This is a genomic window from Chromohalobacter canadensis (assembly GCF_034479555.1).
Classification (GTDB): Bacteria; Pseudomonadota; Gammaproteobacteria; order Pseudomonadales; family Halomonadaceae; genus Chromohalobacter; species Chromohalobacter canadensis.
In genome coordinates this window covers 1,221,890-1,237,693 of record NZ_CP140151.1, presented here as the reverse complement: position 1 = coordinate 1,237,693, position 15,804 = coordinate 1,221,890, and the positions used below count along the sequence as shown (strand labels likewise).

The following is a 15,804-nucleotide window of genomic DNA, read 5'->3' as shown; positions in this document are numbered from 1 at the left end:
TGGCATGTATTGAACTTTCGTTCAAGTTAGCCTTCTAATGGGTTATGCGTGCTATCAGGCACATGATTCCTTTGCCGTGCAGCCGTGGATGTTGGATACGCCACGCAAGCAGGGTGAACAACCGATGGAGACATCTGCATGAGCAACAGTCTTCAGCCCGTGGGTCATCTTTCTCCCGGTCATGACCTGAATGGTTACATTCAGGCCGTCAATCGCATTGCTGTGCTGTCCTCCGACGAGGAGCGAGAGCTGGGCTTCCGTCTGTACGAACAAGGCGATCTCGAAGCGGCGCGGCGTCTGGTCATGTCGCACCTGCGTTTCGTGGTGCACATTGCGCGCAGCTATTCCGGCTATGGGTTGCCCCAGGCCGACTTGATTCAGGAAGGCAACGTCGGTCTGATGAAGGCCGTCAAGCGTTTCGACCCGAATCAGGGAGTGCGCTTGGTCTCGTTCGCCGTGCACTGGATCAAGGCCGAGATTCACGAATACGTGCTGCGCAACTGGCGCATCGTGAAGATCGCCACCACCAAGGCCCAGCGCAAGCTGTTCTTCAATCTGCGTGGTGCCAAGAAGCGCTTGGCGTGGCTCAATAACGATGAAGTCGATGCCATCGCCAAGGATCTCGACGTCAAGCCGCAGGTGGTGCGCGAGATGGAAGGCCGTCTCTCGGCGTTCGATGCCGGCTACGATGCCTCGCCCTCCGAAGATGAAGATCAGGGCTATCAGGCGCCGGTCCATTACCTCGACGATGAGCGCTACGATCCTGCCGCGCAGCTCGAAGCCGCAGACTGGGAAGAGGACTCTTCGCATCGCCTGCAGTCGGCGCTGGGTGAGCTCGATGAGCGTTCGCAGGATATCCTGAAGCGTCGCTGGCTTTCCGAGTCCAAGTCCACGCTGCATGAGTTGGCCGATGTGTACGGCGTTTCCGCCGAGCGTATTCGTCAGCTCGAGAAGAACGCCATGAAGAAGATCAAACAGCAGCTCGGTGACGCCTTCGCCGCCTGAGTTTGAGCGCTAACGCAAAGATCGTCGCAAGATGATCGCGCAAGCGAAATCAACAATGCCCGGCTATGCGCCGGGCATTGTCGTATGCAGCGTCTACACGTGGGCGGGGTGTGGCGTGGCGACCAGCAGGCGGGCGGAGAGCATCTGCCACTGATCTTCCCAATGCTCGGTGGGCAGGCGGCGGAAGTCACTGCGCACGTATTGCGTGATGCGCCCATCGGCGGTGGCCAGCAGCAGGTTAGCGGCGGCCGAGACCTGTAGCGTGGTGCGCAATCCTTCGTGAATTTCGGCTTCGCGCAGTATCTGCTTGAGCTGGGTTTCCAGGCGGTCGAAGAGCTGCGTCATGCGCACGCGCAAGCGCGCGGTCTCGCCGGTCAAGGCATCGCCACCGAGCAGCCGACACAGGCCGGGGTTCTTTTCGGCAAAGCCCAGCAGCAGTGTCAGAATATGATGGCAGCGCGCCTGTGCCTGCGGCTCCTCATCGAGAATGCGACGGATGCGTTCGAACAGCGTCTCCTCTATGAATTCGATCAGCCCTTCGAACATCCGCGCCTTGCTGGGGAAATGCCGGTAGAGGGCGGCTTCGCTGACGCCGACCTGGCGGGCCAGCGCGGCGGTCGTGATCCGCTTGCCGCTGTCCTCCTGCAACATCAGCGCCAGCGCCTGGAGGATCTGCTCCCGGCGAGTTTGCTTAGGTGTTTCCTGCGTCATCGATATTCTTCTATTGGAATCGTGTTAGCCCATCCTAATGGGCTGCCGGGGTGTCGACAAATCGTCGCGCATCACGGCGCACCGTCCCGGGTGCGAGGAGAGTGTCAGTCTGTGCCGCCTTCACTGGCGATGTCGGTGATCAGCGTGCCGACCCCGGCGTTGGTGAAAATCTCCAGTAGCGTGGCGTGCGGTACGCGACCGTCGATGATATGCGAACTGGCGACGCCGCCTTTGACGGCATCCAACGCGCAGCGAATCTTGGGAAGCATGCCGCCATGGATGGTGCCATCGCCGATCATGGCGTCCACCTGGGTGGTGGAAAGGCCGGTCATGACCTCGCCCTCTGCATTCATTAGCCCGGCGACGTTGGTCAGCAGCATTAGCTTCTCGGCACTCAGCGCTTCGGCGACCTTGCCGGCGACCAGGTCGGCGTTGATGTTGTAGCTATGGCCTTCAGCGTCGACGCCGATCGGGGCGATCACGGGGATGAAGTCGCGCGCGGTGAGCATCTCGATGAGATCGGTGGCGATGTGCTCGACTTCGCCGACATGGCCGATATCGATGATTTCCGGTGCGGTCATCTCCGGGCTCTGATGTTCGACGCGCAACTGGCGCGCGGTGATTTGTGCGCCGTCCTTGCCGGTCAAGCCGATGGCCTTGCCGCCGCTGCGGTTGATCAGGTTGACGATGCTCTTGTTGACCAGTCCACCGAGCACCATCTCGACCACGTCCATGGTCTCGGCATCGGTGACGCGCATGCCGCCGACGAAGCGCGACTCGATGTTCAGACGCTTGAGCAGATCGCCGATCTGCGGGCCGCCGCCATGCACCACTACCGGATTGATGCCGACTTCCTTCATCAACACCATGTCACGGGCGAAGGAGTCGATCAGCGTGTCCTCGGTCATGGCGTTGCCGCCGTACTTCACTACCACGGTCTTGCCGGAGAAACGCTGGATGTAAGGCAGCGCCTCCGACAGGATTTCGACCACGAGACGCGGGTCGCGTGCGTGTTCATTCATGAATGCTGTCTCCTTGAAAGCGGCCGGTGTTTGAGCACCGGCCGCCGAGCATCAGAAGGGGAGATCGGCCTCGGGGGCGACCTGCTTGAGGGCGTCGCGGAACTGGCCCTGAATGCGTGCCAGAGCTTCCTCGCTCTTGCCTTCGAAGCGCATTACCAACATTGGCGTGGTGTTGGATGCGCGGCACAGGCCCCAGCCGTCGGCATAGTCGACCCGGATGCCGTCGAGAGTGGTCTTCACACCATCCTCGCCGAAGTCGCCTTCCCGGGCGAGCTTGTCGACGATGGCAAATTTATTCTCGTCGCTGACCTTGGCATTGAGCTCCGGCGTGCTGAGATCCTGCGGGAAGCGCTCAAAGAAGGCGTCGGCATCCAGACCCTGCGTGGTACGTTGCTTGGTAAGGATTTCCAGCAGCCGCGCGGCGCCGTACAAGCCGTCGTCGAAGCCGTACCAGCGTTCCTTGAAAAAGATATGGCCACTCATTTCGCCAGCCAGCGCCGCGCCGGTTTCCTTCATGCGCGCCTTGATCAGCGAGTGCCCGGTGCGCCACATCTCCGGCGTGCCGCCGGCGTTCTCGACCACTTGGGCCAGGTTGCCGGTGCATTTGACGTCAAAGATGATACGCGCGCCGGGACTACGCTGGAGCAGGTCCTCGGCGAACGCCATCATCAGGCGGTCAGGGTAGATCACTTCGCCCTTGGGCGTGACCACGCCGAGACGGTCGCCGTCACCGTCGAAGGCCAGGCCGATGTCCGCGCCGGTTTCCTTGACGGTGCGGATCAAGTCCTCGAGGTTTTCCAGTTTGCCGGGATCGGGGTGGTGGTTGGGGAAATCGCCGTCGATATCGGCGAACAGCGGTATCATTTCCGCTCCCAGGCGCTCGATCAGTTGCGGGCCGAGTTCGCCAGCCACGCCGTTGCCGCAGTCGACCACGGCCTTGATCTTTCCGCTCAGGCTGACATCGCCGAGGATGCGTTCGAGATACGCCTCGCGCACATCCATTTCACGCAGGCTGCCTTCACCTTCCCCGAGCGCGTCGTCCTGAATGCGCTGATAAAGCGCGGTGATGGCGTCGCCGGAGAGCGTTTCGCCGCCCAGCACGATCTTGAAGCCGTTATAGTCGGGTGGGTTGTGGCTGCCCGTGACCATGACGCCGGAGCTGGTGCCCTCCAGCGTGTGTGTGGCGAAGTAGAGCACCGGCGTGGGTACCATGCCGATGTCTATCACATCGCGTCCTGCGCCGCGTAGGCCGCGAATCAGGGCCGCCTGCAGGCGCTTGCCCGAGTGGCGGCCGTCACGGGCGACGACTACGGTGGCTTCGTCGCGGCTGGCGGCTTCGGCACCGATAGCACGACCGATCAGCTCGACGCCTGCCTCGGTCAGGCTGTCGTCGACGATGCCGCGAATGTCATAGGCGCGGAAAATGGACGCGCTGATGGACGTATTGGGAGCTTGTTGGCTCATGGTGAATCCCTTCAAGTCGATGGCCATGTGGCCGTGAACATCGGGGCGACCGTCAGCGTCGCCCGCCCGAACTCAATGACGGCCGGAGTGGCCGAAGCCACCTCCGGCGCGCTCGCTGGCGGCGAAGTCCTCGACGATGTCGAGCTTGGCCTGTACCACGGGCACAAGCACATATTGTGCCAGACGCTCGCCCGGTTCCAGAACGAACGCCTGGTTGCCGCGGTTCCAGACCGAGATCATCAGCTCGCCTTGATAGTCGGAGTCGATCAGGCCGACGAGATTGCCCAGCACGATGCCATGCTTATGCCCCAGGCCGGAGCGCGGCAGGATCATGCCGGCAAGCCCTGGGTCGCCGATGTGCACGGCCAGGCCGGTGCGCACCAGCTCGCAGTCACCCGGCGCCAGAGTCAGCGGGCCATCGAGCAAGGCGCGCAGGTCCAGGCCGGCGCTGCCGGTGGTGGCGTAACCGGGAAGCGGGAAGTCGTGTACGCGTTCGTCCAGAATCTTCACCGACAAGGTCGTGTCGGAAGACAACGAGGCATCTGACATGGGAATGGGTCCGTCAGTCGTGCGCCGTGGGGGCGCGGTGGGCGTAAAGCGTCAACACCCGGCCGACGATGGCATCGGCCAGGGTGGTCTTGGGCTGTGGCGGCAACGCTTGACTGTCAGTGTCATCGCCGTCACGCCACAGCAATAGGGCGGCGTTGTCGTCGCTACCGAAGCCGAGCCCGGCCTGGGAGACATCGTTGGCGACAATCATGTCCATGCCTTTGCGGGCCAGCTTGTCGCGTGCATAGCGTTCTACGTCATGGGTCTCGGCGGCAAAGCCTACTACCAGCGGGCGCGGTGAACGGGTGGCGATGGTGGCCACGATGTCGGGATTCTTGACCAGCGTGAGCGTCAGCGTCTCGCTCGCGTCGGTTTTCTTGAGCTTGTGCTCGGCCACTGTTTCGGCGCGGTAGTCGGCGACCGCCGCGCAGCCGATGAAAATATCGCTCTCGGTGGCGGCGTGCTCGGCGGCGGCGAGCATCTCGCTGGCCGATGTCACATCGACGCGCTCGACATCCGGGGGCGTCGCCAGGGCGACCGGCCCGCTGATCAAGCGCACCTGGGCGCCACGTCGGGCCCAGGCACCCGCCAGGGCGTAGCCCATCTTGCCGGAACTGTGATTGGAGAGATAACGCACCGGGTCGAGCGCCTCATGGGTCGGCCCGGCGGTGATCGTCACCCGCAACGCCTCGGCATCGCGCACAGCCGGCGCGACGTCGGGCGCCGTGGCGCTAGGCGCATCCTCGGGCGCCATCGAAAGCTCGGCGATCAGCGCTTCCGGCTCGCGCATGCGCCCGGGCCCGACATCGCCACACGCCTGCTCACCGCCATCGGGGCCCAGCAGGCGCCAGCCCCAGCCACGTAGTCGCTCGACATTAGCCTGGGTCGCCGGGTGGGCCCACATCGCCTGATTCATCGCCGGCGCCATGACGCACTCTGCCCCGCTGGCCAGGCATAGCGTGGTGAGCAGGTCGTCGGCGTGACCGTGAGCCAGACGCGCCATCACATCGGCGGTGGCCGGCGCGACGAGGATCACTTCTGCCCAGCGTGCCAGCTCGATATGCCCCATGCCGGCTTCTGCCTCGGGGTCGAGCAGCGACGTGCGGACCGCTTCCCCCGTAAGGGCCTGAAGCGTCAGCGGGGTAATGAAGGCCTGCGCGCCTTCGGTCATGACCACACGCACGTCGCAGCCTGCCTTTTTCAAAAGGCGGGCGATCTGAGCGCTTTTGTAAGCAGCGATACCGGCGCTGATGCCGAGTAACACGCGCTTGCCGAAGAGTGTTGGCATGACGGGAATCCTGACCGTTTTGCAGGTCTTCCACCTTACCATCGTGCCCCGGTTTTGCGTAGCGGGCGCCGCTTCAAGCGCGCAGCTGTTTGATGGCGATCTCTATTCCCCGCAATTCTGCCAGCCCTTTGAGGCGTCCGATCAGCGGATAGCCGGGGCGGGCGCTGACGTCATGTGAATCATGCGATGCAACTTTGGTTGGGGTGATCGGCGTGTGACACTACTTTGTTATTAGATAATTCTGATATTGTGTGAGCGTGGTATGACATCAGAAATCTGAGGGGAACTGGCGATGGGGATCCGCGATTGGCCGGAAGGTGAGCGTCCGCGTGAAAAGTTGCTCACCCTGGGGGCGTCGGTGCTGTCGGATGCCGAATTGCTGGCAATCTTTCTGCGTGTGGGTGTGAAGGGGCGCTCGGCGGTGGATCTTGCGCGTGACCTGCTGGTCGCTTTCGGAGGTCTGCGGCCATTGCTGGAGGCGGAGCAGGAGCGCTTTTGCGCGGAGCATGGCTTGGGCGAGGCCAAGTATGTGCAGCTTCAAGCTTCGCTGGAGCTTTCTCGGCGGCACTTGGGGAGCTTGCTGGAACGTGGTGGTGCCCTGACTTCGCCGGCCTTGGTGCGCCAGTTCTTGACCTCGCAGTTGCGTCACTTGCCCCACGAGGCGTTCGCGGCATTGTTTCTGGATACGCAGCACCGCGTGATTCGCTTCGAGACGCTTTCGGAAGGCACGCTCGATAGTGCATCTGTCTACCCACGGGAGGTGTCGCGCCGGGCGCTGGCGCTCAACGCCGGGGCATTGATCTTTGCCCACAACCACCCTTCGGGGGTGGCAGAGCCAAGCGACGCCGATCGCCGGATCACCCAGCGGCTCAAGGAAGCGTTGGGGCTTTTCGAGATCCGTGTGCTGGATCATTTCGTCGTCGGCGATGGTGAGGTAATATCGTTTGCCGAACGCGGATGGCTGTGAGGCCGTGTCCGTGGTGCCAGGCTGGCCGTCCGTCGAGCCTCCGCAAGCTTGCGGCAAGGCTTGACGTCTGGTATAAAGTACGCCCTTTGAATCAGGGCAGAAGGCGGTAGCCTGCCATTCCCGGTTTGCCCGACAGGTTTTGAACAACTCGCCAGTGGTTGGAGGCTTCCATGTCCCAAGTATGTCAGGTTACCGGCAAGCGCCCGGTGACTGGTAACAATGTTTCTCACTCCCAGCGGAGAACACGTCGTCGCTTCTTGCCGAACTTGCACACCCATCGTTTCTGGGTGGAAGCCGAAAAGCGCTTCGTAAGGCTGCGCGTTTCCTCCAAGGGCATGCGCATCATCGACAAGAAAGGCATTGAAGAAGTGCTCAGCGATATTCGCAAGCGTGGTGATCGCGTCTAAACAGCGCGTCCAAACAGGGAGTAACGAGTCATGCGTGACAAGATCAAGATGGTGTCCAGTGCCGGAACCGGCCATTTCTACACCACCGACAAGAACAAGCGGAACACGCCGGACAAGCTCGAAATGAAAAAATTCGACCCGGTCGTCCGTAAGCACGTGATGTATAAGGAAGCGAAGATCAAGTGATCTTGGCTCTCCTTTGCCACAGGTGACGTTCACCTGTCAGAAAAACCCGGGTCGCTCCGGGTTTTTTTATGCCAGCAAGAAAGTGGCGGGAGACTAGCATGCCCGAACTCCCTGAAGTCGAGACGACACGTCGCGGTATTGCGCCCCATATAGAGGGGCGCGAGATTCGTGAAGTCATCGTGCGCCAGCCGCGTCTGCGCACTCCGGTGCCTGATGACCTGGTGGATACGCTCGTCGGTCAGCGAGTCGGTACGCTAGGGCGGCGCGCCAAGTATATGCTCATGCCTGTCGGCGAGCGTACCTTGTTATGGCATCTGGGAATGTCCGGAAGCCTGCGTGTGGCATGTCTCGGCGATATGCCGAGAAAGCATGATCATGTCGATCTGGTCATGGAGGATGGCGCGATTTTGCGTTATCACGACCCTCGGCGTTTCGGCTTCGTCGATTGGCTGCAGGGCTCGCTGCTCGATGACCCACGTTTGGCGCGGCTGGGGCCCGAGCCGTTGTCGCCGGATTTCGATGGCGAGCGTCTCTACCGGCTGTCACGCAAGCGGCGTGTTGCCGTCAAACCGTTCCTGATGAACAATGCCGTGGTGGTGGGGGTTGGCAATATCTACGCCAGCGAAGCGTTGTTTCTGGCGGGTATCGATCCTCGGCGTGCAGCGGGCCGTATCTCTCGCGAGCGCTATGAGCGACTGGCCGAGGCGGCACGCGAGGTGCTGGCGGCGGCGATTACGCAGGGCGGCACGACGCTTCGCGACTTCGTCAGCGGCACCGGTGAGCCCGGTTATTTCGCACAGCGCCTCAACGTCTATGGGCGGCAAGATACCCCCTGTCGGCGTTGCGGCGAGCTTCTACGCTTGGTTACGCTGGGGCAGCGGGCCAGCGTTTTTTGTCCCCACTGTCAGCGCTGAGCGCTTCGCGCCGCGCGATATCTTTGCCAAGAGGTTTTCCGTGACCGAACGTCTACGCCTCAAGAAAAACGCCGACCGGCGTCTCAAGGCGGGCCATTTATGGCTCTATTCCAACGAGATCGATATCGCGACCACGCCGCTGAAGGATTTCGAACCGGGCGCCCAGGCGGTCATCGAGGCCGCCAATGGCAAACCGATGGGCATCGCCTACGTCAATCCGCACTCGCTGATCTGCGCGCGTATCGTCTCGCGGGATGTCGATGTGCGTCTCGATCGTTCGCTATTGGTCCACCGCTTCAAACAGGCGTTGAGCCTGCGCGCGCGGATGTTCGCCAAGCCTTTCTATCGCCTGGTGCATGGTGAGGGCGACCTGTTGCCGGGGCTCATCGTCGATCGTTTCGATGACGTGCTGGTCGTGCAACTCAATACCGTGGGCATGGATCGGCTGCGCGATGAGATCGTCGTCGCGCTCGAGAAGGTGCTGGCACCGCGCGCCATCGTGTTCAAGAACGACTCCTCCGGGCGTCGTCAGGAACAGCTCGGCGACGAGGTCGAGGTGGCCTATGGTGAGTTGCCTGACCAGGTGCTGCTCGAGGAAAACGGCGTGCGCTTCGTGGTGCCGGTGCTCGATGGCCAGAAAACCGGTTGGTTTTTCGATCACCGCGCCAACCGGGCATGGCTCAATGGCCTGGTCGCCGGCAAGCGCGTGCTGGACGTGTTCAGCTATGTGGGCGGTTGGGGCGTCCAGGCGGCAGCGCACGGCGCCAGCGAGGTGCTATGCGTAGATAGCTCCGCTCAGGCCTTGGAGCGTGTGGCAGAGAATGCCGCGCTTAATGGCCTGGCCGAGCAAGTGGCCGTCGGTGAGGGCGAGGCCTTCGAGGCATTGGCAGCCCTCAAGGCGGAAGGCGAGCAGTTCGACGTGATCGTGCTCGACCCGCCGGCCTTCATCAAGAAGCGCAAAGACATCCCCAACGGCGAGCGCGCCTACTCGCGACTCAACCGTGAGGCGATTCGGCTGCTGGGGCGCGATGGCGTGCTGCTCTCGGCGTCCTGCTCGATGCATCTGGCGCCTGAGCGCTTGATGGAGTGTGTGCGAGGTGCGGTGCGCCATCAGGACCGTCACGGGCAGGTCATCTATCAGGGCCACCAAGGGCCGGATCATCCCGTGCATCCCGCGATTCCCGAGACCTCCTACCTCAAGGCAATGGGTGTGCGGGTTTTCCGCAACTGATCATGACGTTGGATAGCGTTCTCGTCTTTCGCCATCCCAACACGTTACTGGTCAACCACGTGCACAACGTGTTGGCCAGCGCCGGGTTGGTGCCCGTGCTGCGCAACATGACCCTTGGCGGTGGCGCCGGTGACCTGCCGCCCGGTGAATGCGAGCCGGAGGTCTGGGTGCCGGTGGGGCATCGCCAGCGCGCCGAGGCGTTGGTTGATGAGGCCCTCAACGGGCCTGCCGAGGATTGCCCGAACTGGCGTTGCCCTGCGTGCGGTGAATGGCTGGAAGGCGTCTTCGATACTTGTTGGCAGTGTGGCCAGGTACGTCCCAACTGCGGCGAGTAGGGTATGCATGGCATGGCCGGCGCAAATCGTTCGGCCATGGACGCTGTCGGCGTAAAGTTTTCTATAGAAGTGTTGCTTTATAGCACGTCATCCCGTTTTGTCTCCTACCTCCCTCCGATTCCTGTGCGTGTGCTGTAATGGATAGACGTTGAGCCTATTTTGATCACGTCGTGAAGCGGAGGCGCCATGAAAATTGCCGTACCCAAGGAAATCAAGAACCATGAATATCGTGTCGCCTTGACGCCAAGCGTGGTGCGCGAGCTTGTGGCACGCGGGCATCGCGTGGCAGTGCAGGCATCGGCAGGTGAGGGAGCCGGTTTCCCTGACGCTGAATATGAAGCGTCAGGGGCGCGTATCGAGCAAGATATCGACGCGCTATGGGATAACGCCGAGCTGATCGTCAAGGTGAAAGAGCCTCAGCCGGAGGAGGTCAAGCGCCTCAAGCCGAGCCATACGCTGTTCACCTACCTGCATTTGGCCGCCGAGGAGTCGCTGACACGGGGGCTGATGGACAGTGAAGCTACCTGCATCGCCTACGAGACGATCACCGACGAAGAAGGCGGTTTGCCGCTTCTGGCGCCGATGAGTTGCGTCGCCGGCCGTATGGCCATCCAGGCCGGTGCACATAGCCTGGAAAAAGCACAAGGCGGTGCGGGTATTCTGATTCCAGGGGTGCCCGGCGTGGCGCCGGCCAAGGTCACCGTGATCGGCGGTGGCGTGGTCGGGGAGAACGCCGCGCGCATGGCGCTGGGGCTGGGAGCGGATGTCACCGTGCTCGACAAGTCGCTGGAGCGGCTGGAAGTGCTCGATCATCGCTATCAAGGGCGTCTGAATACCGTGTACTCGACGGCGGATGCCTTGGAAACGGCGGCCCGCGAGTCGGATATCGTCGTCGGAGCGGTGCTAGTGCCAGGTGCGCAGGCGCCCAAATTGATCACCCGCAAGATGCTTGGTGATATGCGTCCGGGTAGTGTGCTGGTGGACGTGGCCATCGATCAGGGCGGCTGCTTCGAGACGAGTCGCGCGACGACCCATGCCGATCCTACCTATGTCGTGGATGGTGTGGTGCATTACTGCGTCGCCAACATGCCCGGCGCCGTGGCGCGCACTTCCACTCAAGCGTTGACCAACGCCACCTTGCCGTTCGTACTGGCATTGGCCGACAAAGGCTGGCAAGGCGCCCTGGCGGAAGATCCTCACTTCCTCAAGGGACTCAACGTGCATGCCGGACACATCACGCATCCGGCGGTGGCCCAGGCATTCGGTCTGGATGCGGTCGACCCCAAGAGCCTGATGGCATAGCGATGGACCAGGACGTTCCGGCTAGGCCCGGTCGCCTTGGCCGGGACGTCGTTGTACACTGGGCGGATTCTCACATTTTGTTGCGATCAGCCCAATTTCATGACCAAGACACGCGTTCTGACCGGCATCACCACCACCGGTACCCCGCATCTCGGCAACTATGTCGGGGCCATCAAACCGGCCATCGAGGCCAGCCAGCGTCCCGATGTGGATTCCTTCTACTTTCTTGCTGACCTGCATGCGTTGATCAAGTGTCAGGATCCTAAGCGCGTGCAGCAATCGCGCCTGGAAATCGCCGCCACCTGGCTGGCGCTGGGCCTGGATACCGACAACGCCGTTTTCTATCGTCAGTCGGACATTCCCGAAATCCCCGAGCTGACCTGGATGCTGTCCTGCGTCTGCGCCAAGGGGCTGATGAACCGCGCCCATGCCTACAAGGCGGCGATGGCCGAGAACGAAGAGCTCGGCCATCAGGATATGGATAAAGGCGTGAGCATGGGGCTGTTCGGTTACCCGGTGCTGATGGCGGCGGATATCCTGATGTTCAATGCCAATAAAGTCCCGGTGGGGCGCGACCAGATCCAGCATATCGAGATGGCGCGCGATATGGGCGGACGCTTCAACCATCTCTACAAGGGCCAGTATTTCACGCTGCCCGAAGCGGTGGTCGACGACAAGATGGAGGTATTGAACGGGCTCGATGGCCGCAAGATGTCCAAGAGTTACAACAACACCATCCCGCTGTTCGTCTCGGAGAAGAAGCTCCAGAAGCTGGTGCGCAAGATCAAGACCAACTCCCTGGAGCCCGGCGAGCCCAAGGATCCCGACAGCTGCACGCTGTTCCAGATCTTCTCGGCGTTTGCCTCCGCCGAAGAAACCGCCACCATGCGGGCCGACTACGAGAACGGCATCGGCTGGGGCGAAGCCAAGGACCGGGTCTTCGAATACCTCAACGCACATCTGAGTGAACCTCGCGAGCGGTATAACGCCCTGCTCGAGGATCCCGGGCATATCGAGAACGTGCTCAAGCAGGGCGCCGAAAAGGCACGCGCCGAGGCGCAACCCCTCATGGAGCGTGTGCGAGAGGTCGCTGGCCTGGGGCGTTTCGTGTAACGCCACATCTGCTTTTCTTATCGGCGCATCTTGCGCGCTGCCAAGGCCCGTGTCGTGAGACATGGGCCTTTTATATTGCCAAACGCTATAGCGTGAATGCGTTTTATGAATTTTTAAAAGGTCTGGGCAGACGCTAAGATAGACAACAATTTCCATTCAAACGATGACAGGAGGGTGTGATGCCTGACGCATCTAGCGTTTCGTCCGCTTCGCTGACGTCTCGTCGCGGCGTGCCACCGTTGGCATTGGCGGCGGCGATAGTCTTGCTCCTGGGCGCTCTGGCCGTAGGCACGGCTTTCGGGGTGGCCAAGGGGCTGCTCATGATCGTAGGGGGCGCCTTGGGCATGGTGCTCTATCATGCCGCGTTCGGCTTTACTTCCGCGTGGCGCGTGTTCATCACCGAGCGGCGCGGGCGAGGCCTGCGCGCGCAGATGGTCATGTTGGCCTTGGCGGTGGTGCTGTTCTTTCCTGCTCTCGGCGCGGGCACGCTGTTCGGTACACCGGTCTCTGGTTATATCTCGCCCATCGGGGTCTCGGTTCTAGTGGGGGCCTTCCTGTTCGGTCTGGGCATGCAATTGGGCGGTGGTTGCGCCTCGGGCACCTTGTTCACGGTGGGCGGCGGTAATGCGCGCATGGTGATTACCCTGGTTTTCTTCATTATCGGCTCCTTGGTCGGCACGGCGCATTTTGCCTGGTGGCAGACGTTGCCGGCGTTCCAGCCGACGTCGCTGCATGGCTTGTTCGGCGTGGGCGGCGGTATCGTCGTCAGCCTGACGTTGTTCGCCGCGATCGCAGCGTTGACGGTGGCCATGGAGAAGCGCCGGCACGGTCAGCTCGAACGGGCGCCGCAGGTCGAGGCCGGTCGCTCGCGCTGGCTGCAAGGCCCTTGGCCGCTATTGGCCGGCGCAGTGGGACTGGCGGTGCTCAATTTCATCACGCTGGCGCTCGCCGGACGCCCATGGGGCATTACCTCGGCATTCGCGCTGTGGGGCGCCAAGGGCTTCGAAGCCTTGGGCGGCGATGTCAGCGGTTGGGGGTATTGGCAGGCGGCCGGCAATGAGGCGGCCTTGAACGCCAACGTCTGGAGCGATATCACCACGGTCATGAACGTGGGCATCATTCTGGGGGCGATGGCCGCAGCGGCGCTGGCGGGCCGTTTCGCGCCGAAATTCAACATTCCGTTACGCTCCGTAGTAGCGGCAGCCATCGGCGGGTTCCTGCTGGGTTATGGGGCGCGCCTCGCGTTCGGGTGCAACATCGGCGCCTATTTCGGCGGCATTTCGTCGGGCAGCTTGCACGGCTGGCTGTGGTTGGTCGCGGCGTTTGCCGGCAACATGCTGGGCGTCAAATTGCGCCCGTTGTTCTTCTCAGGCCCTTCACGTCCCGTAACTCGCAGTGGCTGAGCCATAGAATCGATATGCGCAAATGATGCACGGCGTCCTTCGGGACGCCGTGCGTCTTTGTGGCGTGCGCGGGTGGCAAGGCGGCGTGATATAGTTAAGCTCGAGCCGTGCGGAGCCCTAGAGCTCCGAGTTCCGTCACCTGCGTGAGGCAAACGATGAGCGAAACATCCAAGCGTCCCCTTTATATTCCTTATGCCGGCCCCTCACTGCTGGAGATGCCGCTACTCAACAAGGGCAGCGCCTTTACCAGTGAAGAGCGTGTCGAGTTCAATTTGGTGGGCCTGTTGCCGCAGAATGTCGAGAGCATCGAAGAGCAACTCGAGCGCGCTTATCACCAATACACTCTTTGTCAGAACAACCTCGACAAGCACATTTATCTGCGGGCGATTCAGGACGACAACGAGACGCTGTTCTTCCGTCTACTGGAAGAGCATCTCGAGGAAATGCTGCCGATCATTTATACCCCCACGGTGGGGGAGGCATGCGAAGAGTTCTCCAATATTTACCGTAACCACCGCGGGCTCTTCATCTCTTATCCCGATCGTCACCGCATGGACGACATCCTGCGTAGCGCTACCAAGGACAAGGTGCGCGTGATCGTGGCCACCGACGGTGAGCGCATCCTGGGACTGGGCGATCAGGGCATCGGTGGCATGGGCATTCCCATCGGCAAACTGTCGCTTTATACCGCCTGTGGCGGCATCAGCCCGGCTTACACATTGCCCATCGTGCTCGATGTGGGCACTAACAATCAGAAACTGCTCGACGATCCCATGTACATGGGCTGGCGCCACCCGCGGGTCAGTCAGGAAGAGTACGACGAGTTCATCGGCATGTTCATGGAGGCGTTGCAACGGCGCTGGCCCAACGTGCTGTTGCAGTTCGAGGACTTCGCCCAGACCAACGCCATGCCGTTGCTCGAGCGTTATCGCGACCAGCTGTGCTGCTTCAACGACGACATCCAGGGTACGGCGGCGGTGTGCGTAGGTACGTTGCTGGCGGCCTGCAAGACCAAGGGCGAGGCGCTCAAGGATCAGACCATCGCGTTTCTCGGGGCCGGCTCGGCGGGCTGCGGTATTGCCGAGCAGATCGTCGTGGCGATGACCATGGAAGGCCTGAGTGAGGCCGAGGCGCGCCGTCGTGTCTACATGGTCGACCGTTTCGGATTGCTGACCAGTGACATGGACGGGCTCTACGACTTCCAGCAGCGTCTGGCGCATGAGACCGCCACCTTGAGCGATTGGGATACCCAGGCCCGTGACCTGCTCGACGTGGTGCGCAATGCCAAGCCCAGCGTGTTGATCGGGGTCTCCGGTCAGAGCGGCCTGTTCACCGAGGAAGTGATCAAGACGCTGCACGCCGGCTGTGCCCAGCCGCTGGTGATGCCGCTTTCCAATCCGACCTCCAAGGTCGAGGCTGTCCCCCAAGATCTTCTCGACTGGACCCAGGGCGAAGCGCTGGTGGCGACGGGCAGCCCCTTCCCGACGGTGCGCGTCGGCGAGCGCGACGTGGCGATCGCTCAGTGCAACAACGCCTATATCTTCCCAGGCATCGGCCTTGGGGTCGTGGCGACCAATGCGTCCCGTGTCACCGACAAGATGCTGATGGCGGCTTCCAATGCATTGGCCCAAGGCGCGCCCATCGTCAAGACCGGCAAGGGGGCTTTGTTGCCCTCGTTGGGTGACATCCGCGAGATCAGCAAGGACATCGCCTTCGCCGTCGCCAAGCAGGCTCAGGAGGAAGAAGTCGCGCTGTCCTCTAGCGATGAGGCGCTGTGGGACGCCATCGAACGTCACTTCTGGTATCCGCGTTATCGCGCCTATCGGCGCCGCGCCTTCTAAACGCACGCCTCTCGACCCATCGACAAAAAACACCCCGCCGGCAATGCCGACGGGGTGTTTCTCATG

Annotated in this window: 17 protein-coding genes; 12 read left to right on the top strand and 5 right to left on the bottom strand. The window is 61.9% G+C overall.

Annotated features, from left to right (window positions below):
* The first annotated feature begins 138 nt into the window (after positions 1–138).
* A complete protein-coding gene (gene rpoH / locus SR908_RS05895; protein ID WP_097022199.1) occupies positions 139–1,005 on the top strand; it encodes an RNA polymerase sigma factor RpoH in 867 nt (288 codons plus the stop codon).
* Positions 1,006–1,098: 93 nt separating this feature from the next.
* Here the strand turns inward: rpoH and slmA are convergent, their stop codons facing one another.
* The 5 genes from slmA to coaBC form a co-directional block, all read right to left on the bottom strand.
* The gene (gene slmA / locus SR908_RS05890; protein ID WP_246919171.1) at positions 1,099–1,716 is read right to left on the bottom strand and encodes a nucleoid occlusion factor SlmA; all 618 of its coding nucleotides are present in this window, start codon (positions 1,714–1,716) and stop codon (positions 1,099–1,101) included.
* Positions 1,717–1,820: 104 nt separating this feature from the next.
* Positions 1,821–2,738: an acetylglutamate kinase gene (argB, locus tag SR908_RS05885; protein WP_097022197.1), complete on the bottom strand. Its 918-nt coding sequence runs from the start codon at positions 2,736–2,738 to the stop codon at positions 1,821–1,823.
* Between the two features lie 51 nt (positions 2,739–2,789).
* Positions 2,790–4,202 carry a phosphomannomutase/phosphoglucomutase gene (locus SR908_RS05880; RefSeq protein WP_246919174.1) on the bottom strand — a complete coding sequence of 471 codons (1,413 nt, stop codon included), beginning with the start codon at positions 4,200–4,202 and terminating at the stop codon, positions 2,790–2,792.
* Positions 4,203–4,274: 72 nt separating this feature from the next.
* On the bottom strand, positions 4,275–4,751 hold the full coding sequence (dut, locus tag SR908_RS05875; protein WP_097022196.1) for a dUTP diphosphatase: 477 nt from the start codon (positions 4,749–4,751) through the stop codon (positions 4,275–4,277).
* A gap of 13 nt (positions 4,752–4,764) precedes the next feature.
* Positions 4,765–6,039 carry a bifunctional phosphopantothenoylcysteine decarboxylase/phosphopantothenate--cysteine ligase CoaBC gene (gene coaBC, locus SR908_RS05870; protein WP_246919177.1) on the bottom strand — a complete coding sequence of 425 codons (1,275 nt, stop codon included), beginning with the start codon at positions 6,037–6,039 and terminating at the stop codon, positions 4,765–4,767.
* Here coaBC and SR908_RS05865 point away from each other — a divergent pair.
* The 11 genes from SR908_RS05865 to SR908_RS05815 all read left to right on the top strand — a co-directional run bounded on the left by SR908_RS05865 (position 6,038) and on the right by SR908_RS05815 (position 15,738).
* Positions 6,038–6,217: a hypothetical protein gene (locus SR908_RS05865; RefSeq protein ID WP_246919180.1), complete on the top strand. Its 180-nt coding sequence runs from the start codon at positions 6,038–6,040 to the stop codon at positions 6,215–6,217. The two genes, coaBC and SR908_RS05865, sit on opposite strands and share 2 nt — an antisense overlap.
* Positions 6,218–6,331: 114 nt before the next feature.
* Positions 6,332–7,006: a RadC family protein gene (gene radC, locus SR908_RS05860; RefSeq protein WP_097022193.1), complete on the top strand. Its 675-nt coding sequence runs from the start codon at positions 6,332–6,334 to the stop codon at positions 7,004–7,006.
* 170 nt (positions 7,007–7,176) lie between these two features.
* Positions 7,177–7,413 (top strand): 50S ribosomal protein L28, encoded by a 237-nt coding sequence (rpmB, locus tag SR908_RS05855; protein WP_075367734.1) that lies wholly within the window; start codon positions 7,177–7,179, stop codon positions 7,411–7,413.
* A 30-nt stretch (positions 7,414–7,443) separates the two neighbouring features.
* Positions 7,444–7,599, top strand: coding sequence for a 50S ribosomal protein L33 (gene rpmG / locus SR908_RS05850; RefSeq protein ID WP_011508261.1), 156 nt, complete (start codon positions 7,444–7,446; stop codon positions 7,597–7,599).
* A gap of 98 nt (positions 7,600–7,697) precedes the next feature.
* The gene (gene mutM / locus SR908_RS05845; RefSeq protein WP_246919183.1) at positions 7,698–8,513 is read left to right on the top strand and encodes a bifunctional DNA-formamidopyrimidine glycosylase/DNA-(apurinic or apyrimidinic site) lyase; all 816 of its coding nucleotides are present in this window, start codon (positions 7,698–7,700) and stop codon (positions 8,511–8,513) included.
* Positions 8,514–8,553: 40 nt separating this feature from the next.
* Positions 8,554–9,744, top strand: coding sequence for a class I SAM-dependent rRNA methyltransferase (locus SR908_RS05840; protein WP_246919186.1), 1,191 nt, complete (start codon positions 8,554–8,556; stop codon positions 9,742–9,744).
* Positions 9,745–9,746: 2 nt separating this feature from the next.
* Positions 9,747–10,079 (top strand): putative signal transducing protein, encoded by a 333-nt coding sequence (locus SR908_RS05835; protein WP_246919189.1) that lies wholly within the window; start codon positions 9,747–9,749, stop codon positions 10,077–10,079.
* 186 nt (positions 10,080–10,265) lie between these two features.
* Positions 10,266–11,381, top strand: a complete 1,116-nt coding sequence (gene ald / locus SR908_RS05830) for an alanine dehydrogenase (RefSeq protein ID WP_246919192.1) — start codon at positions 10,266–10,268, stop codon at positions 11,379–11,381.
* A 99-nt stretch (positions 11,382–11,480) separates the two neighbouring features.
* Complete coding sequence (locus SR908_RS05825) at positions 11,481–12,494, top strand: tryptophan--tRNA ligase (protein WP_246919195.1); 1,014 nt, start codon at positions 11,481–11,483, stop codon at positions 12,492–12,494.
* A gap of 179 nt (positions 12,495–12,673) precedes the next feature.
* Positions 12,674–13,897, top strand: a complete 1,224-nt coding sequence (locus SR908_RS05820; RefSeq protein WP_246919198.1) for a YeeE/YedE family protein — start codon at positions 12,674–12,676, stop codon at positions 13,895–13,897.
* Between the two features lie 155 nt (positions 13,898–14,052).
* On the top strand, positions 14,053–15,738 hold the full coding sequence (locus tag SR908_RS05815; RefSeq protein WP_246919201.1) for an NAD-dependent malic enzyme: 1,686 nt from the start codon (positions 14,053–14,055) through the stop codon (positions 15,736–15,738).
* The last annotated feature ends 66 nt before the right edge of the window (positions 15,739–15,804 follow it).